This window comes from Pseudomonas sp. LTJR-52 (assembly GCF_003691465.1).
In the GTDB taxonomy this organism is placed as follows: Bacteria; Pseudomonadota; Gammaproteobacteria; order Pseudomonadales; family Pseudomonadaceae; genus Chryseomonas; species Chryseomonas luteola.
Map to the genome: position 1 here is coordinate 5,231,565 of NZ_CP033105.1, position 17,371 is coordinate 5,248,935.

Genomic DNA, 17,371 nt, shown 5'->3' on the forward strand with positions numbered 1-17,371 from the left:
ATTCATATTGAAGTAAATCTTTCTAGCTGGCGCTGCGTCATGATCTCTAGCTCATTGCCTGAGCTGCCTGATACCTCGATTGCTACATAGCCTAATGTCTGTATGAGCCAGAACGGTACCTGCATATCCTCGGCAACCCGCTTGCAGGTCTCATCATCGTTAAGCGCTAGCTGGGCAGCTTCCATCAGCTCAGCTACAAGCTTTTCGTCCATTTTGGCAATAGTGTCCTTAATCGACATGCTGTGACTCCTGGTTGGCGCTAGTTTGCGCTATGCGAAAGGAAAGGTAGGCTTCAAGAAGGCTCCTGGTATCAGCATCAGGAGCATGCTCAATCAGATCTTCCAGCTCTTGCATGCTGATCTGTTCGAGTGGGGTTCCCTTGGACTGCCCCTGAAGGATTGCTCCCCTGATCTCTCCGGTGCGGCTATTGATCGAAACGCGCACCCATGCTGTCTCAAGGATGGCAGACTCAGGGATCGCACCGTGCTTTTTGAGAAGTGCAACAACCCGCGCCTGCTTGCGCTGGCGCTGACGTGATGCAACAGCGATTTCAGTCTCCTCCAACCGCAGTTTGTACTGAGACTCGAACAGATAGATCAGCGCTATCCCGATAGCGGTAGGGACGGGCGCAGCGATGGCAGAAAATGTGAATCCTAGAGTAGTGATCAGATCGATAGTACCTATCGCACCCGCATACACCTTGCTTGCGCTGCCTCTAAAACTGTCTGCCCTGTCGCGAATCGCGTCTTTTGCAGTAACTGCGCGCGTCTCTATCGTTAGGGCTGCCCGCTTTGCACTTGCGCTGGCGGTGCCCATTACCCGATCAAGCAATCTTTTCGTGTTGATGTCGTAACTCATCAGTCAGTCCCTGCGATTTGGCATGTTCTTTCTATGCTACTTGGAAAAATAGTTGAGCTATCCTGCTACTCCCTACCCGCGCGGGTAGGCACTTCGCCGATTGGTATTAAAAAGTTGGTTAAGCTGGCAGTGAACTCAACAACAGGGTGCCGCCGACATGAACTACCAATCGCTTCCTCCTCTTCCTTCCGGAATTCGCTCCAGTTTTGAGGTGCTCAGTTTTGAGGGTGTGTCTGGAAACAAGAAGTGGATATTGCTCGATCTGGATTCGCGGAAGGAGTACCGACTTGATCCTTCCATGCTTGCAGACAGGGAGATCAAGGAAGGGGATATCCCTGAATCCGGACCACGCATTATCGTGAGCCTGGGACCTCGACTGGTCGCCATGCACCTTAAAACAGGTATCTTCTACAGCGATGCGCCGCCTCCATCGCGCTTTCGTCTGCCTCGCCAGAAAAACTCCTGATACTGGCCATTGTTTGAGGCTTCTGACTTGCATCCCGGAAGACCTGTGAGACGCTGGTAGCACCTGGCATCACTATTCAAGGACTCCTCATGGCCTTCACGCCCACTCACGAGCAGGAACCCATCATTGCCTCGAAGGCAAAAAAGCTGGTGGTCCGTGCCTATGCTGGTACAGGCAAGACGTCGACACTGGTAGCCTTTGCCAGGGCCAATCCCAGTGAGCAGATGCTTTATCTGGCCTATAACAGGGCCATTCGTGATGAAGCTACCAAGAAGTTTCCCCGTAACGTCACATGCAAGACCACGCACCAGATGGCCTTTACCGGCTACGGGAAAACACTCCAGCACAAGCTCAAGGGCAATCTGCGGCCCGTCGAGGTGGCCCGAGACTTTGAGTGTAACTATCAAGTCGCTGCCGCCGCGATTGCCACCGTTTCCTGTTTCATGAACAGCGCTGATCAATTCATTACGCAGGCGCACTACCGGCGTGCACAAGAGATGAAGTCGAAGAAGTCAAAAAAGAAGGACGATCCACGGCTGGCCAATGCTGCGATCAAGGTGGCCGAAGCACTATGGAGTGAGATGCAGGACCCGTACAGCAAGCAAATTGCGGTGCACGATGTGTATCTGAAGCAGTACCAGCTCTCCCGTCCGGATCTGTCTGCCCAGTACAGCGTGATTCTCTTTGACGAAGGGCAGGACAGCAACGAGCTGACCACCGATATTGTGTTCAGCCAGACCAAGGCGCGTGTCATTACCGTAGGGGACGAACACCAGCAGATCTACCAGTTCAGGGGCGCTATTGATGCCCTGAGCCATCCCCAGCTGCACGACGCCGAGCAGCTGCGGCTAACCAACAGCTTTCGCTTTGGTCCCAATGTCGCGGCTATGGCAAACGTACTCTTACGTTATAAAGGTGAGGATGTACCGCTTGTGGGGCTGGGAGGGGAGGATCGCATTGTGGTCTCGTCCGAGTTCAAGCTAAGCGATTCAAAGCCGCCCTTTGCCTTTATTGCGCGCACGGTGATGGGCGTGATTGAAGCCGCCCTGTTTTTCTCATCCCGTGGCATGAGCATTGAGTTAGTTGGCGGGTACGATGCCTACGATTTCAAGGGCATCCTGGATGTGTACTGGCTTTCAAAGGACGAACCGCAAAACATCCAGAACAAGCGCCTGCTTGAAGACTACCCGGATTACACCGCTTACCAGATAGTGGCGCAGGAAGCCCGTGACGTTGAGATGCTGCGAGCGGTGAAGGTCGTGGACAGTTACCCCAATCTTCCTGACAACCTTGCCATTCTCAAGAGCCAGCTCGTGAAGGGTGGCCAGCAGGCGCAAATGGTCATAACCACGGCTCACAAGAGCAAGGGCCTGGAATGGGATCAGGTTTATCTGTGCGACGACTTTCCTGACCTCACGGACGATGAGATTCCCATGCAGGAGATGCTAGGGGAGGTGAACCTGCAATACGTGGCGCTGACGCGGGCCAAGAAGCTGCTGGTAATCACACCTACGCTTCTGAACCTCGTCAAACTGGTCAAGACGGGGTTTCGCCTGACAGACCTGTACCGTTCAAAATCACTGAGCGCCTAGGAGAACATAATGTTTCAAGCCCTGCTCGCCGATATATCCATGCTGGCCGTACTCACCGCTGCCATTGTTGGAATAGTTGCGACCTTTGCAGCTGTTTGGAAGCTGGTAGAAACCCTACGCCTCCTTTTGCCTACTATCTTGCTGGCGCTCGGCATGGGAGGCTTCTGGGCCTCTCGCCATTTCTATGAGCTGCACTCGCATGCAAAAGCGCTCTCTGCCGGACAGGAAACCTGGATCGTCTACGTCTGGCTGTTGGGCTTTATCTTCATGGTCTTGTGCTTGTCCCTTCCATTCTGGGGAAGAAAAGACATTAAAGACCAGTGAGCGGCTGTTGAGGTGGGTATGCCCGATATCACCGTTGCAGACCTGTACCTTGCTGCATTTTGCTTAAGCTTGATCACCGGTACTGTGCTGATAGGCGTAGTGTTAGCAAAGCTGGCCGCCACCCGGCGTCCCGTCTGGGTAGCCGCGTTAGTGGCATCAGTGTTCTTTAGCTGTACGTTTTCCTATTTAATGTATGGGCTGCATGTTGGGACTGAGCGTGGAGGAAGCTGGGTCGCCTATGCTATCGCCGGTATCGTGTTGTCTGTAGCGATAGTCCTGTCCCGCATGCTCAGTTTCGATCGCACCTGGCAGCAGGGAGGTAAGTCGTGCTGAAAGTAGGACACTATCTCAATGCCAAACCTTCTGACCCTACCTTTGCAGGTTGGATAGAGGCTTACAGTTATGCGCGTGAACTGGCCCAGCGGTCAGACGTGATACCTGTAGCAATATGGGGCAAGCACGACGAACCCCTTTGCTGTTTCTCAAGGGAGAGGAATTGAGGCGTGTCCGAACACTTGGGTTGACATCCTCCCCGCCCTAAAGGACGGGGATTCCCACAGATGGACGCTCATGCCCGAGCGCGAGAATGTTTCTGGCCGCGTTGATATCACGGTCGTGAGCGACACCGCACTCACAGCAGGTCCATTCTCTTATACGCAACCCATTGACGCCTCTTGGCCCCGTCAGGGCGCCGCAAGCCGAACAGGCGCGGGTGGTGTACGCTTCTCGCACTTCCTTAAAAACAATGCCTGCGTGATCGCACTTGTATTCCAGCATTGTTTTCAGCATAGACCAGCCAGCATCCAGTACTGACTTGGCCATCCTGGTTTTGGCGAGCTTTGAAGAGCTTACGTCGCCTACAATGATCGTGCCGTAGCTGTTCACCAGCCGGCGGCTAAACTTGTGTAGAGCATCCTTGCGCCGATTAGCAATCTTGGCATGAATAGCACGTGTTCTGGCCTTGTTTCGACTGCGCTGGGCTATGGCTAATTTAGCCTCCAGATCACGATAGAACCTGCCATTTTCCAGGGTTCTGCCGTCACTGCATGTCGCCAGGTCTTTCAGGCCGAGGTCAATACCCACCGCGCCCTGGCCCATTGATACCAATTCCTCAACATCAACCACAACATTGAAGTACCAGCGCCCGCGCGCGTCTTCACTAAAGCTGCCTGAGCGGAATTTATGCCCTGCCAGGCCGTAGCTATCCCATACTTTGAAATAGTGGCCGTTGTGGTAGACCTGCCCATTTTTCCAGCTTGCAGCGCCGGTATTTACAGGAATCCAGCCAAGCGAGCGCCGGACGCCAGCCGACTTGCGCCAGTTGAGACGGACCTTTTTAAACTGTTTGCGGCGCGTGACGTATTCAGCGGCAATGCACTGCAAGGTCTGGCTATGTAGCCCTAGTTCTTTTGCAGCCCCTTTTGTGTAGGGGTGAAAGTCATAGGCCGATAAGAATCCCCCGCGCTCACGGATAGAGCGAGCGCTAAGCTCGTTTAGGTAGTTCCAGACAAAATTAACGCTACGCGCCATCTGCCGAAGCAACGGAACGTGCTTGTCTCGAACTCGAACCTTGAGGGTCTTGGTCTGTTTCATGAAAAGAAATATATTTGGTCTATGAGCAAAAATACAGACATTAGAGCCGGTAGACACTGCGTCTTCGAGATTCATGCACACTTGGTCTTTGTGACTAAGTATAGAGGGCGTGTTTTTTCAGATGCACACCTGAAGACACTAGAAAGGGTACTTTGCAAGGTGTGTCACGACTTTGAAGCAGACCTTGTAGAATTCAACGGAGAGGCTGACCATGTTCACTTGCTAGTAACGTACCCACCTAAGATCGCGCTTTCCAGGCTGGTTAATAGCTTGAAGGGGGCTTCTAGTAGGCGCATGAAGCAGATGTACCCTGAGCTGGCGGCCCCTGCCTATCAGCACAATGCCTTGTGGAGTCCTAGCTATTTTGCAGGCAGTGTTGGAGGTGCGCCGCTCTCGGTAGTAAAGGCATACATTGAGCAGCAGACGAGACCCTTATAGGAAGGCTACGCCTTCCGCGCTATTCATCCCCGCACTAGAAGTACGGGGTTTTTCGCGCATAACTGATAACAGCGCAGCTTGTAAAAGAGGAGCATTTTGGGGCCGTCAACCCAATTATTTATACCCAATCTTGCTACTCCCTACCCGCGCGGGTAGGCAGTACGCCGATAGGGTAGTGCTCTTGCATCGTAGTATCGACATACCGCCACTACGATGCGCACGCCATGAAACGACACGCCTTTGTCCCTGTTCTTTTGCTGGCCAGTGTGATTGCTTCCAACGCTCCGGCCGACACCACCGACCCTCACTCTTTTTGGTCACAAAAGCAGCGTGGCTGGTTCTTTTACGAAGACCCGCCAGAGCCACCAGAAGAAGCACTAGCGCCTCCGCCTCCTGAACCTCAATCCCAGACAGTACAAACCATAACTGAGGCGCCAGCACAGGCTACCCCGGCACCGCCACAAGCCTTTAGCGCAGAATGGTTCAGAAAGAATCTGCCCAAGTACAAGGACGCTGCCTGGGATAACCCGACGGTTGAGAATGTACGAGCCTTCATGATGCTCCAGCGCTACGCCATGGACCGCAGTTCGCAGTTTGCGGACGTCACCCAGCTGGCGGTGCAGGGTGATCCTCTGCTCGACGAGAATGCCCGTCGTCCCAATGCAACCTATGCCGCGCAGGCATTGGACAAGCAGGCAGGCGAGGCCAAGTCGCAGGTGCTTGATGAGCTGGCGCAAAAGGTTGGGGTGTTTTTCTTCTATGCCTCGGACTGTGACCTGTGCGAAACACAGGTTCCGGTACTGCGCATGCTGGAAAGCCGTTTTACCGTGACGCCTGTTTCTATAGATGGCAAGGACCTGCCCGGTAGTCCTTTTCCAACCTTCAAGCCTGACGCTGGCCATGCCCGGCTGCTGGGGGTGCGCCAGCTCCCGGCGATTTATCTGGCCAGTCCTAACGGTGACTTTGCGCCTATCGCCCAGGGCGCGCTGGCGCTTGGGGATATCGAGCATCGCATCACCCTGGCGGCGGCCAGCAAGGGCTGGATTGACCAGCGCACGCTTAATCGCACCCGACCCTTGCGCAACCTTGATGACAACCTGAGCGAGCTGCTTCCCGCTGGTTTAGTCGAGGGCGATGAGAGTGGGTTTATTCCCCCTTCCGAACTGCTTCAGCACATAGACCAATCCCTTGGCCGCGCCCGCGTGGGCGGAGGAGAGCTTCAATGAAAATACCGCTCACCTGGGCAGCGCTGGCGCTATGTCTAGCTGCTGGCGCCACGCTGCCTGTGGCGTCCCATGCCGGGGGCCTGCAGGACCAGATGGATAACCTCTTCAACCAGATGACCAACACCACGGATCCGGGTGTGTTCGAGACCCAGACACGAGGTGCACTGGCCGGGGGACGCTATATCGCCAAGAGTCCAATCATGAACACCAACTTTGCCAACCTCCAGATTCCGAGCTGGAAGGCTGGCTGCGGCGGGGTGGATCTGTTTGGTGGATCGTTCTCCTTTATCAACGCCGACCAGTTCGTCCAGCTCCTGCGAAGTGTGGCAGCCAACGCGACCGGTTATGCCTTCCAGCTGGCGCTATCCAATGTCTTTCCAGACGGCGCTGAACTGCTCTCGGAGCTTCAATCCCGCATCCAGAACCTCAACCAGATGATGGGCAACTCCTGCCAGCTGGCGCAGGGGGTTGTGAATGACTCGGTAGGGGCTATGGGATTCAAGCTGGACAATGATGTACGTACCAGCGCCACAATCACCGGTGCCATGACGGACTACTTTGCAACCTGGAGTGAGACTGATGGAGTCAGCTCCCGCGCCTCGCTCAAGCAGTCCAACCCGGCCGAGTATGAAAAGCAGATGGGCAATATTGTCTGGAAGGAGCTCCGGCGTAATCGGGTTGACCTGTGGTTTGCCACCACTACAAGCGGGACCAGCGGCTCACTGGATACCGACCTGCTTGAAGCCATCATGTCCATGACCGGCACAGTGATTGTGGGGGAGGGCAGTGATGACGACACCAACATCGCTCGCTCCCTGCCCGGCAACATGGTCAAGCTCAGGGATCTCATTGAAGGCGGTACCGTTAAGGTATACGACTGCGGCGGCGATACCGAGAACTGTGCCATCAGCAGCACTAGCCCCACCAAGACCATCACCCTGACCGGCCTCAGAAGCAAGATCAAGGAGGCCTATCTGGGCAATGGCTCAACCTCGGACGGCCTGATCATGAAGTACGCGACCGGCACCGAAGGTATGGCCGCCACCACGCAGGAGCAGGCGGTGTCAGCCAACGCAGGCTCTGCCGGTTCCATGCTCAGCCGCCTTTCCACCGTAAGCAGCCTGACCGCACGGGAGTTTGCCGAAGAATCCGCTGGCGCCATGGCGCTTTCCATGATCCGTGATGCTGCACGCCGCATGATCACAACGGCCTACACGGCGGTTGCCACCAGTCAGAGTTCCCACGCCAACCTGGCCCGCGAGCAGTTGCGTGACTCGCTGGCCGAGCTGGATCGGGAAGCCGATGCGCTGCGTGGTGACTACGGCGACCTTGGCCAGATGCTGGCCCGTTCCGAGACCACGCTGGGCCTGGTCGAGAAGAGCGGTTATGCGATGCAGGAACAGGTCACCACAACAGGTGGAGGGCAGAAGTGATGGAATGGACCATTTACTCAATCGGTGAAAGTGCCTTTCTGGAGCAGATCTTCAACGGTGTCGCCATGATCACCGGATCAGGGGACTTCATTCAGATCGTCTCGATAGGCCTTCTGGTCGGTGTGCTTATCATCGGCTGGCAGGCCCTGACCAGTGCAGGTAAAGGGGGGGTTGATTTTCAGCAGGCACTGATTGGAATCATTATCTATATGGCGCTCTTTGCACCCAAGGTCACGGTAGTGATTGAGGATGCCTACAATGGCGCAGTAAGACCAGTCGATAATGTGCCGCTAATAGCAGGTGCAGTAGGCGGCACGATCTCAAAGCTGGGCTACGGATTGACCCGGCTGTTTGAGGTGGGCTATGGCACTATTATTCCGGGGATTACCGAAACACACTTTGCCGATGCGCTGAAAAGCATCAATGATATTCGCCGCAAGGTCTCCGAGCCCAAGGTGTTTCAGGCGATCAATGAGTCCCTGGGCGATCAGTCGGTTGCCAACATGCAAAGCGGTACCAGCACCGGCACGGTGAACTTTCGCCGCTCCTGGTACAACTACATCAAGGAATGCACGCTCAAGGGCATTGATACCAACCGATTTACCCTTGATGCACTGATGACCCACTCAGCAGTCGATGCCATGCAGTACAAGTCCACCATTCACCATACGCTGCTTTTTCTGGATGCTGGAAACCCTTTTGGCACCACTATGACCTGCTCGGCGGCCTATACATTACTGATGGAGCGCACGCAGGCAGCCTTTGCCTCCGAAACTGTCAAGAATGCCATGGCCGAATCGGCAGGCATCGTCCTGTATGACGATCAGGATCTCTATACGAAACTGTCGGAAAACTTCGGTTCGCTCGCAACAGGAGGCGCGGCTGCGGTTGATGCGCAGAAATATGTCATGGCCGCGGTACTGGACAATGTCTACCTGCAGGCGGCTCAGGGCCGATATCAGGACATGCGCGACTTTTCCAGTGCAACCATGATTGGACAGGCCTTGATGCAGCGAAACACGCAGTGGGCGTCAGAGCAGTCCATGTTCCTGACAACCGTACGACCAATGCTGGCGCTGATCGAGGGCTTTGTCTATGCCATCGTACCCTTTATGGGGTTTCTAATGGTTATAGGCCGATATGGGCAAACACTGGTAGGTAAATACTTCCAGATGTTGATCTGGATCCAGCTATGGATGCCGGTGCTGTCCATCATCAATCTTTACCTCTACAGCGCAGCCACACAGGACCTTGAATCGCTGATGGGAGGCACTAGCGGTACGGCTATCGCTCTCGACTCCTTCTATGGTCTGTACAAGTCAGACGAATATCTGGCCAACTGGTTGGCTACAGGCGGGATGCTGGCTGCGGCTACCCCAGTGCTTACCATGATGCTGGTGACCGGCTCGACCTATGCCTGGACATCGCTGGCTCAACGCATGAACGGAGCAGATCACATCAACGAGAAGATTACGACGCCCGATGTGGTCAGCAATGGCCCGGTCCTGAACAACCTGGCCATGAACAGCAACACGAACGTAGGTGGTACCGCAGGAACCGGCGCCGACAGCCTGCTTCCGAACTTCAGCTTCAACTCAATACTCGGAAGTGCCGCCTCATCGTCTGAACGCTTTGCAGAGGGCAAGCGTGAGCAGTTCTCTCGGACACTTTCAAACTCGCTAACGGACAACGTATCGCAACAGCAAACCTATGCGTTAGCCGAGCAGTTCGGCCGGCAAATCAGTAACCGGCAGGATCAGTCTTCTCAGGCCCTGATGAGCGCTGCCAACAGTTTTGTGCGTGATCATAATCTGGGTGCTGAGAACACCAACACAGTGGCTGGTGCCATGTTGTTGGCTCTCAACGGTCAGGCCGGCTTGGATTTGAGTTTTTCTAAGAGAGGAGGTGGTAGAACTGGAAGGGAGACCTCTGAAGAAAATAGTAGCCAGCAGGGCGAGCAAACTAGCGTTGGCGGAAAGGCAGCTATCTCAGCCTCACAATCAGATACTAATACCAACTCTGTTAAGTTCAGCCAGGCCGATTCCATGAAGTACCTGCAAAATGCAGGCTATACGCAAACACAAGGCGCAACCCTAAGCGACTCCCTTGCTCATGATATCAAGAGCATGAACACCAAAACGCTTTCCAATATCCTGGGCGAGGAGCGAGCCAGCCAGTTACAGAGCTTAGCGTCGGAGTCAATAGATGCCAGTCGGGATTACGCTAGGACGTCCTCTCTTTCACAGAGCTTTGCCTCAACAACGGGCCTCACGCTTAACGATATTTCCAATACGGTTGCGAACAACAAGGATGCCTTCGGATCCCTGCATAGTTTTGTTCGTGACTACGCGGACAGGGACGTTAAGCGCCACATCAATGAGCTCAAGAACAACTATACCGATATGGACAACCCGTATCGTATGGATGAGAAAAAGGCTTTCGTAGCCGCAGCCATTGCAGTAATGGGGGAGAGAAACAACTTCAAGGATGAAGGCAAGTACTACGACTCTGTTGGTGTAGTAGGAGACGTGATTGGTAAGGCGCTGGGAAGAAATATACAGAGTTCTCCAGAAGCGTCATACAGCCGTAATTCCGATCTAGAAGACAAGTCTGCGAATATCGCTCAAGGCGTCAGGGACGATGCGGAAAACATCCAAGCACCTCGTGCGGTAAACAGAGATGACGTTCAGCGTGGATCTTCGACATCCGCACATGTTCCCCCTGTTATGCAGAACATGTCGAGTAATGGCCCAGTAGGTGAAGCTTTTGAGCGCGCAAGTCAAAAAACAGAGGCGCAAGGTTCTGCCTGGGGCACGAAAGTCCAGACCGATCAGATCAATAGCGTCTTTGATTCCGTCATAAATGCACCCAAAGGATCTAATGCGTTCAGCAATGCTGGGCTGGGTCAGACCGCTGAAGGCGCGTTGCTTTCAACGAGTGTAGGCGCTTCGGTCGCTGGAGCCCAAAGCTGGGGATACGAGAAAGCAGCCGAGTTTACGAGGAAGATTTCTGGCTGGGATGACGAGAAACTGGCTGAATTCAAAGCGGCCAACGAGCGAGGTGAGGATCTTTCAAGGTTCGAAGTAAGCGATGGACCTGTCTCTGGTGCGCTCAGATCAGTCATGGGAGCTGTAGTGGGAGGTTTCCTGGGCGATGAGGTGACTGAAAACATGACCAACGAGCAGGCATCGGCCGTCTATTTTGGACAATTTTCCGCAGCAATGCAGGGCAAGAGCGAAAGAGTCTCTCAAGAATCTCTTGCACGCTCAGGCGAGCAGATGGCTGAACGTAAGCGGGAAGAGGCTTTACGTCTCGGTCAAACCGAAGCGATGGCTGAGTTTTATGGATCGCAATTTACGTCAGATAACCAGGTTCGAACCGTAGCCAAGCAGGTTGCAGATGTACCGGCAAATGGAATCTCGTTCTTTACTGGACTAGCCGTTGATGTAGCTGACGCCGTACATATCGATGATTCTCGGCAAGCGTTTATCAATGAGGACCTTGAGAAAACAGCTCACCGACTAGGATACAAGAGCTTTGCCGACATGCCTGCAGAGGAACAACAGAGCAAGCGTATGGGGATGGAAAAAGCGTATGAGCATATTGAGTTCGCTGCTCGAAACCCTGAGCTCGAGCGCAGTGAGCTTCAATATGGAAGTCGTATAGCCGCTGTGATCGATGGCAAGGATATAGTTGATAAGGATTGATGGAGAAATCAAAAAGCCCGCTTATGCGGGCTTTCTCTTAAGTTGGATAGTGTGGAGCTGGAATGGACGGACAGGCGTCGTGAAGCGCTTGATCATGAAGATATCTAATCGTGTTCTCATGGTGATCATTCATCTCTCGCCTGAAACGTTCCGCCGCATAATCATGGAGAAAGGAGTCACTAGACTTAACTGCTGATGATGGTGAGGCAGTAAAAGTTCTCGCGGCACCTGCACTATTCCTTGTCTTTCTTGGAGCCTTGCTTCGGGAGATTAACCGCGCCATTAGGCCAAGCAGCATTACAGGCTGACCCACGCCAATCCAGCACCACGCAACCAAGCGGAGCGCCTCATCAGGAATCATGTCCTGTGCAAGCAAAACGCTCAAAAGCACGGTGATGGTAAGAAATAGAATTTTGCCCGACCTGGCTGCATAAGCAGCTCTAACGCCGGCTCCTATCATGATGCTTGCTGGCAAAAAAATCAGGAATACGGCGAGAAGCAGACCAGCAGCTATTACAGGTTTACCTACTGCGCTTTGTAGAGCAAGGGCTCCTGCGAGTATCAACAGATACATCAGGTTTGCATACAGGACGCCCCTAAACACTCGTGGCGTCTTTGGGGTAAGTGTAGCGCTAGGTGATGTGGCCATAGTGGGTACCTGTTAAAACTGAAATCCAGTGGTTGAAAGATCCTGTGAAAAAAATTGCATAGGCGGTTGCCCTTACCCCAAAACATAGACTACATTTCATTTCCGAGGTAGCTGGCCTCTTTAAAGAAGCAGCCCTTTAGCAACACATTTATAGCAACACCCAGCTCGTAGTCTCTACCAGCTTTTGATTCAAGCAAATGTTCTAACGACTGTTTGCCTTCTATTCTTGTGATTGCCTGGCTCAACTCGCCACTATATCGAGTTGCTTCTGGGGCATATCTCATATTCTTCTTTTTTCTTGCTCAAGTCAGCCTTTGGCCGTTTGTCCAAAGGTATTGATTACAAGAAACCAATCTGCGCAATATTCGGACACGAAGCCGGTAATTCTCCGCTGCGAAAGATTTTAGCGTCATTCTGAATGTGACACTTGCATAATGGAATTTTTGTGGAAAATGGATAGGTAGTTCAGACCAAGCTAAGACTTAGCAGGCGGGGAAACATGAAAAAGATTGCATTACTGGCTTTCGCCCTCGGAGCGCTATCCGTAAATAAAGCCCATGCTGACCTTGATAATTCGCTGTTTGGTGAAATAGCAAGAGAACATGGTTTGCCGGTAAACCTACTTTATTCAGTTGCACTTGCTGAGTCAGCTTATTCATCTGATAAAGGTATAAGCCCATGGCCTTATACCTTGCGCACTGCAACCAAGGCCTATTACGCCAAAACGTTGGCTGAGGCGGAGAACATTCTGACTGAGCTTTTAAGAAGTGCGCGGTCAGTTGATGTTGGAATAATGCAGGTTAATTTGTACTGGAATTCCGACCGTATTAAAGATCCAAAATCATTATTAAGTCCTGAAAACGGACTGAGAATGGGTGCATCAATATTAAGTGAGCGAATAAAGTCTGCGCCTGGGGATCTGGAACTAGGTATTGGCCGATATCACAATATTAAGGAAGAAGCATTAGCCAGAAACTACGGAGCAAGGGTTCTGGCTATATGCAAGAACATCTCATACGGTATAGGTGGGGATTGCGAATAATGAGCACTTTCAATACCAGCGAAATGAGCATAAAGGATGGAAGTTGTAAGGACCTGGCTGACCTAAACTATCAGATCTGGTCTTTTATACATCATTGCGCTACGAATGGATGTGTCCAGAATTTGAGAGATTTCAAATTTCATAGTCGTGAAATATCATGGCTTAGTGAACTGTCATTTCAAAGCATCATAAACCTGTCTGATCCAACTATTTGCCATTTTCGGATAGTATTTAATAAGGCAGAAATAAAATCAGCGTTAGCCTGCATGACTAGCAAGAGTATTACTAGTCTCACTGCGCAGCAGGATCTTGCTTATCGATATTTCATGCAGCTAAAGCTTTGCTGTCATAAATACGGCAATGAGTACGCCAGAGCAAGATATGGTTTGAATAGCTCAGATTTAGAGTTCATGTTAAAGCTCACTGATGCACAAATTAGGCATCTGGTAACTACGACTTCTTGCGGGAAGTTGACGCTTAGATTCGACCCTCAAATCATTAACGGGATCGGAAAAGCTAATTTATTAATTGAGGCGTTGAGCCGAATTCAACTTCAGTGTCTAAATTCAGCTGCGGAGATCTAACATGAACGATAATACAAAAGGAACTACCGTAATTTTTCAAAGCTTGGAAGCGTCTCGTCGCCTTGAAATGGCCAGAAAAATGCTGAGGTATAAGTTCACGACAAGCGTTATTGAAGTCGAGACATCAGTTGGTGCCAAGACATTACGTAAGCTTCGGGATGAAATGAATATTAGTCGCGAGGAGCGAATCCGTGGCAATCGACAATTTCGTAGTATTCCAACGATAATTAACAATGCAAGCGATCGTAAAATAGCCTCAACATTTCTCTATACCTATGTTGCCATATGCGGCCAGGAGAAGGGGAAGGTTGACATCGACTTGTTTGTCAAAGCCTATTACATGTTCTATCAAATGATTCAAAGACAAAATAAATTGAGCGGTAAGCAGGCGCGTATTCCTAACATTAGTGAAGCCTATTCGCTGGCTGCTGCGTATCGCAGCCGAGAGGTATCACTTGAGGTATGCTCAAGTTGTGGCACCCCTTATGCGGTCTTTTTTGAGGCGCCGAGTACCGGCTGTCCCAACGCTGTCAATCGCATTGGTATGCATGGAAACGTGATGGATCAACGTATGCCATTTTGGCCTGGTATGAAAAAACGGATCTATTCCAATCAAGCCTCAAACCCTTAATTACCAAGACGTGTCATCTAGGGAGCCTTGCAGGCTCCCTTTTTTATTTTCGGGCTTATAACCACGCAATGGCGGCTTGCCCTGTAGTGGGGTACAGGATAAGGAGAGTAATGGCCTTTAAATGGGCTTACAGAGGCTCTGATGGCAATTTTTTGTTGCTTGAAGCAGGAATTTTAATATCAGCATCAGAGGGTCTTCCAAGAATTTCCGAATTAAGCGCTCTTATCGGTGACCTCATTCGAAGTGAAGGACAGCCAGTGTTCCATATCATATTGGATACATGGTCAAAGCAGACATGAAGACTGGATAAATCAAGACCTATATCCTGATAGATTGGATTTTCACGGATTATTGGTAATGTTCAGCCGAGCTGGAGTTTCATAGCCAAACATCCAATATGATATGGAAGTACAACAGGCAAGTGCTTTCTGACTGGATACGAGACCTCGAAAATCCTTATCATATTGGATAAGAGTAAAGATTGAGCTAAGAGTCATTGATTCAATAAAGCGGTTTCTGATCATCGAAGATCCAAATGAATAAACCATGATTTACTGCGGTGCTTGCTCCACAGCTTCTGACCTTGCACCCCGATGGATCTCAGGGTATATCCACTTAGAGAACTACAGATGATTTTTCGCTGTCTGGCCCAGTGAGCCCTGCCTCATGTCAACAGCACCGTATAGGGTTAATCCAGCGACCGCCCTCACACTGATTCATAGCGGAAAGGACTGTGGCAATGGCAGAGCAATTTTCCAATGAACAGCTAGCCCATCTGGTTAGCGAAAAGTCCTCCTTGGGTGATTCCGGTATCGATGCAGCTGATCTGATTGAGCTCACCCGAACGGCAGTGGCGGAGCTGGAGAAACAAACGGAGCGGCTGACCTACTTGAATGCTCTTCAAGCAAAGGAGGCCTGCGAGTTCTTCTGGCAACAGGCCAGGGAAGGGCAGGAAAGGCATAAGCAATATCCCCGGCTGGGCAGCCGAGTTCGCTTATTAAAGAATTCCCTCTTAATTCTTTGGTACAACAGCTCCTATCTTCTGAAGCCGAAGTCTGGAGGTGACAGGAAATTTACCGCTAAACATATTTCTAAGCCTCGACATAAGTTCAGGTATTCAAACGCATCATTATCAAACTGTTACGAGTGGGAAAAAGAGAACATAGTCCGTACTGAGGATGATTACGAAAAGCTTAGAGTTCGCCAGTCACTGATAACGGAAATGAGGGCTAAGTTGGCTAAGTTTAAACAGGTTACAGATGAGTTCGCAGGCGAGTAGCGAAAATTAGTGAGCACTGCCCTTTTTATCTGGAGGGAGAAACTCCATGTATAGTGAAAGAGCTCAGTTGTTAGAGCTACAGCTATGTGACCTTGAGTACATAAAGGATCTGGATTGCGATGGCTTTTCAGCCTGCGTTCAATACCTGCTTAATAAAGCTAAGCTTTCTCATCAGTTAATGCGTGGGCACTGCAGGAGAATCAGCGCCGGCCATATTATCGTACCGCATTACTGGATAGAACTCTCGCCTGACGTCTGTGCTTATCTTCAGCACCCCAATGATCAACTGGTGATCGACTTTAATCTACGCAAGTGGTTATTTGAGGATGAAGAGGTTCCGCATGGCGTTTTTGCCAAGAACCGCGAATCAGACTTTCGTTATATTGGCGAATCAATAAATACGGATTTCGGTCTCGACTTTTGGGAGTTGGACAGTATGACCGAGGGTCGCCTAGCCAGAATGCAGATCAATATCTGAAACCGTTCCTTTCTGAAATAGGACTAACAGCGGATTAGTCCAGTTTTATGCCAGTTATTTTTCCAGCCTGATCACTGGACTTGCATCCTGAAATTTCCCTGTACTATGGAACTAGGTTTTCTTTCATAGGGGATTTCGTATGCACATGTCAGCCATTCAGTTACTTGAAGCATTACCTACTCGTAAAAGATCGGTCATAAACCAGCTATTGCTTTCAATGTCGATTGACGAGTTAAGAGAGTTGGTTTCTTACTTTAACGGTCATGACAAGTATGGTGCAGATGATACTGCCCGAATTGCACTTCTGTGTGTCTACTCAGGGCATCTTTCAAACAAGTTTCCCCCGTTCTCATTTGTTCAATCCCATCTAGCCAGCTGTTGCTCTGACATCATCGAACTCAAGCCAAGGCATGTATTGACTCGTCCTCTATCCGACATGACCGGCCATCCGGTGGACTATCTGGATGGGGCAGTTTTCCAATCTCTGATCGAACTCATGCCAAATGGCTGGTTGGTTGCTATTCCTGTCCGCAAGGGATTCAAAACCAATGTTGTTTCTTTTCCAGACTCTTCTGGCAGTTCTTTCAAGGGAGATAGCCATGCGATATCCCAATAGATTATCCATGATCTTGCTAATGTTTACCTCAACGGCATTTGCCTGTGGTACGGTTTATTGTCTTGGCGTTAATCAGTCACTGGGCAGATTATTCATTGTCTGTTTATTGAGTAACGCAATTGTTATGGGAGGATGGGGTTTCTTTCAGGGAAGGTTATTTGGAGAGCCATTACCGGTCTGCTGTACAAAAGCCGTTGCAACTTCCATAACAGGCGCTTTAGGGACGGGAATGGCCGGTTATGCAATGGCACTTTATTTAATTCTGCTCGCAGACATGCTGCCTACTATTTGCGATACGTTTCTCAATCATTAATTAACTGACACGTTTTGTTACATATTGTAAGAATATGGTTAGGCTAGATCTTAAAGGCAATTAAAGCTCAAATTGCCACTATAATTATTAATATGCGGCAAAGTTACATCAAAGCGCCACTATATATTAAAACGGGAGTTTT

Annotated in this window: 18 protein-coding genes; 14 read left to right on the forward strand and 4 right to left on the reverse strand. The window is 50.9% G+C overall.

Going from position 1 to position 17,371, the window contains the following annotated elements; genetic code table 11:
- Window positions 1–2: 2 nt before the first annotated feature.
- Window positions 3–239 carry a hypothetical protein gene (locus EAW52_RS24130; protein ID WP_122044390.1) on the reverse strand — a complete coding sequence of 79 codons (237 nt, stop codon included), beginning with the start codon at window positions 237–239 and terminating at the stop codon, window positions 3–5.
- Window positions 229–858: a hypothetical protein gene (locus EAW52_RS24135; RefSeq protein ID WP_122044391.1), complete on the reverse strand. Its 630-nt coding sequence runs from the start codon at window positions 856–858 to the stop codon at window positions 229–231. The genes EAW52_RS24130 and EAW52_RS24135 overlap by 11 nt, the downstream gene beginning before the upstream one ends.
- A gap of 157 nt (window positions 859–1,015) precedes the next feature.
- Between EAW52_RS24135 and EAW52_RS24140 the strand changes: the two genes are divergently transcribed.
- The 4 genes from EAW52_RS24140 (at window position 1,016) to EAW52_RS24155 (ending at window position 3,573) form a co-directional block, all read left to right on the forward strand.
- Entirely contained in the window at window positions 1,016–1,324 is a 309-nt protein-coding gene (locus EAW52_RS24140) for a hypothetical protein (protein WP_122044392.1), read from the forward strand.
- An 89-nt stretch (window positions 1,325–1,413) separates the two neighbouring features.
- Window positions 1,414–2,916 carry a UvrD-helicase domain-containing protein gene (locus tag EAW52_RS24145; RefSeq protein WP_122044393.1) on the forward strand — a complete coding sequence of 501 codons (1,503 nt, stop codon included), beginning with the start codon at window positions 1,414–1,416 and terminating at the stop codon, window positions 2,914–2,916.
- A gap of 9 nt (window positions 2,917–2,925) precedes the next feature.
- Window positions 2,926–3,240: a hypothetical protein gene (locus tag EAW52_RS24150; protein WP_122044394.1), complete on the forward strand. Its 315-nt coding sequence runs from the start codon at window positions 2,926–2,928 to the stop codon at window positions 3,238–3,240.
- 18 nt (window positions 3,241–3,258) lie between these two features.
- The gene (locus tag EAW52_RS24155; RefSeq protein ID WP_122044395.1) at window positions 3,259–3,573 is read left to right on the forward strand and encodes a hypothetical protein; all 315 of its coding nucleotides are present in this window, start codon (window positions 3,259–3,261) and stop codon (window positions 3,571–3,573) included.
- A gap of 204 nt (window positions 3,574–3,777) precedes the next feature.
- Here the strand turns inward: EAW52_RS24155 and EAW52_RS24160 are convergent, their stop codons facing one another.
- Window positions 3,778–4,833, reverse strand: a complete 1,056-nt coding sequence (locus EAW52_RS24160; RefSeq protein ID WP_122044396.1) for an RNA-guided endonuclease TnpB family protein — start codon at window positions 4,831–4,833, stop codon at window positions 3,778–3,780.
- Window positions 4,834–4,854: 21 nt separating this feature from the next.
- Here EAW52_RS24160 and tnpA point away from each other — a divergent pair, with 21 nt between their 5' ends.
- The 4 genes from tnpA (at window position 4,855) to EAW52_RS24180 (ending at window position 11,637) form a co-directional block, all read left to right on the forward strand.
- Complete coding sequence (gene tnpA / locus EAW52_RS24165) at window positions 4,855–5,271, forward strand: IS200/IS605 family transposase (RefSeq protein WP_122044397.1); 417 nt, start codon at window positions 4,855–4,857, stop codon at window positions 5,269–5,271.
- Window positions 5,272–5,495: 224 nt separating this feature from the next.
- Window positions 5,496–6,497, forward strand: a complete 1,002-nt coding sequence (gene traF, locus EAW52_RS24170) for a conjugal transfer protein TraF (protein ID WP_122044398.1) — start codon at window positions 5,496–5,498, stop codon at window positions 6,495–6,497.
- Window positions 6,494–7,930, forward strand: a complete 1,437-nt coding sequence (locus EAW52_RS24175) for a conjugal transfer protein TraH (protein WP_122044399.1) — start codon at window positions 6,494–6,496, stop codon at window positions 7,928–7,930. Before traF ends, EAW52_RS24175 begins: the two co-directional genes overlap by 4 nt.
- Window positions 7,930–11,637 (forward strand): conjugal transfer protein TraG N-terminal domain-containing protein, encoded by a 3,708-nt coding sequence (locus EAW52_RS24180; RefSeq protein ID WP_122044400.1) that lies wholly within the window; start codon window positions 7,930–7,932, stop codon window positions 11,635–11,637. Before EAW52_RS24175 ends, EAW52_RS24180 begins: the two co-directional genes overlap by 1 nt.
- 37 nt (window positions 11,638–11,674) lie before the next feature.
- Here EAW52_RS24180 and EAW52_RS24185 read toward each other — a convergent pair whose 3' ends face one another.
- Window positions 11,675–12,286, reverse strand: a complete 612-nt coding sequence (locus tag EAW52_RS24185; protein WP_122044401.1) for a hypothetical protein — start codon at window positions 12,284–12,286, stop codon at window positions 11,675–11,677.
- A gap of 499 nt (window positions 12,287–12,785) precedes the next feature.
- On the opposite strand from EAW52_RS24185, the gene EAW52_RS24195 reads away from it, so the two are divergent.
- The 6 genes from EAW52_RS24195 (at window position 12,786) to EAW52_RS26095 (ending at window position 17,229) form a co-directional block, all read left to right on the forward strand.
- Window positions 12,786–13,328, forward strand: coding sequence for a transglycosylase SLT domain-containing protein (locus EAW52_RS24195; RefSeq protein WP_122044403.1), 543 nt, complete (start codon window positions 12,786–12,788; stop codon window positions 13,326–13,328).
- 585 nt (window positions 13,329–13,913) lie between these two features.
- Window positions 13,914–14,543 carry a hypothetical protein gene (locus EAW52_RS24205; protein ID WP_122044405.1) on the forward strand — a complete coding sequence of 210 codons (630 nt, stop codon included), beginning with the start codon at window positions 13,914–13,916 and terminating at the stop codon, window positions 14,541–14,543.
- Window positions 14,544–15,282: 739 nt separating this feature from the next.
- A complete protein-coding gene (mobI, locus tag EAW52_RS24215) occupies window positions 15,283–15,822 on the forward strand; it encodes a conjugative transfer protein MobI(A/C) (RefSeq protein WP_122044407.1) in 540 nt (179 codons plus the stop codon).
- Window positions 15,823–15,868: 46 nt separating this feature from the next.
- Window positions 15,869–16,300, forward strand: a complete 432-nt coding sequence (locus tag EAW52_RS24220; protein ID WP_122044408.1) for a hypothetical protein — start codon at window positions 15,869–15,871, stop codon at window positions 16,298–16,300.
- 139 nt (window positions 16,301–16,439) lie between these two features.
- A complete protein-coding gene (locus EAW52_RS26090; protein WP_162997712.1) occupies window positions 16,440–16,916 on the forward strand; it encodes a hypothetical protein in 477 nt (158 codons plus the stop codon).
- Entirely contained in the window at window positions 16,900–17,229 is a 330-nt protein-coding gene (locus EAW52_RS26095) for a hypothetical protein (RefSeq protein ID WP_162997713.1), read from the forward strand. Before EAW52_RS26090 ends, EAW52_RS26095 begins: the two co-directional genes overlap by 17 nt.
- Window positions 17,230–17,371 lie beyond the last annotated feature (142 nt).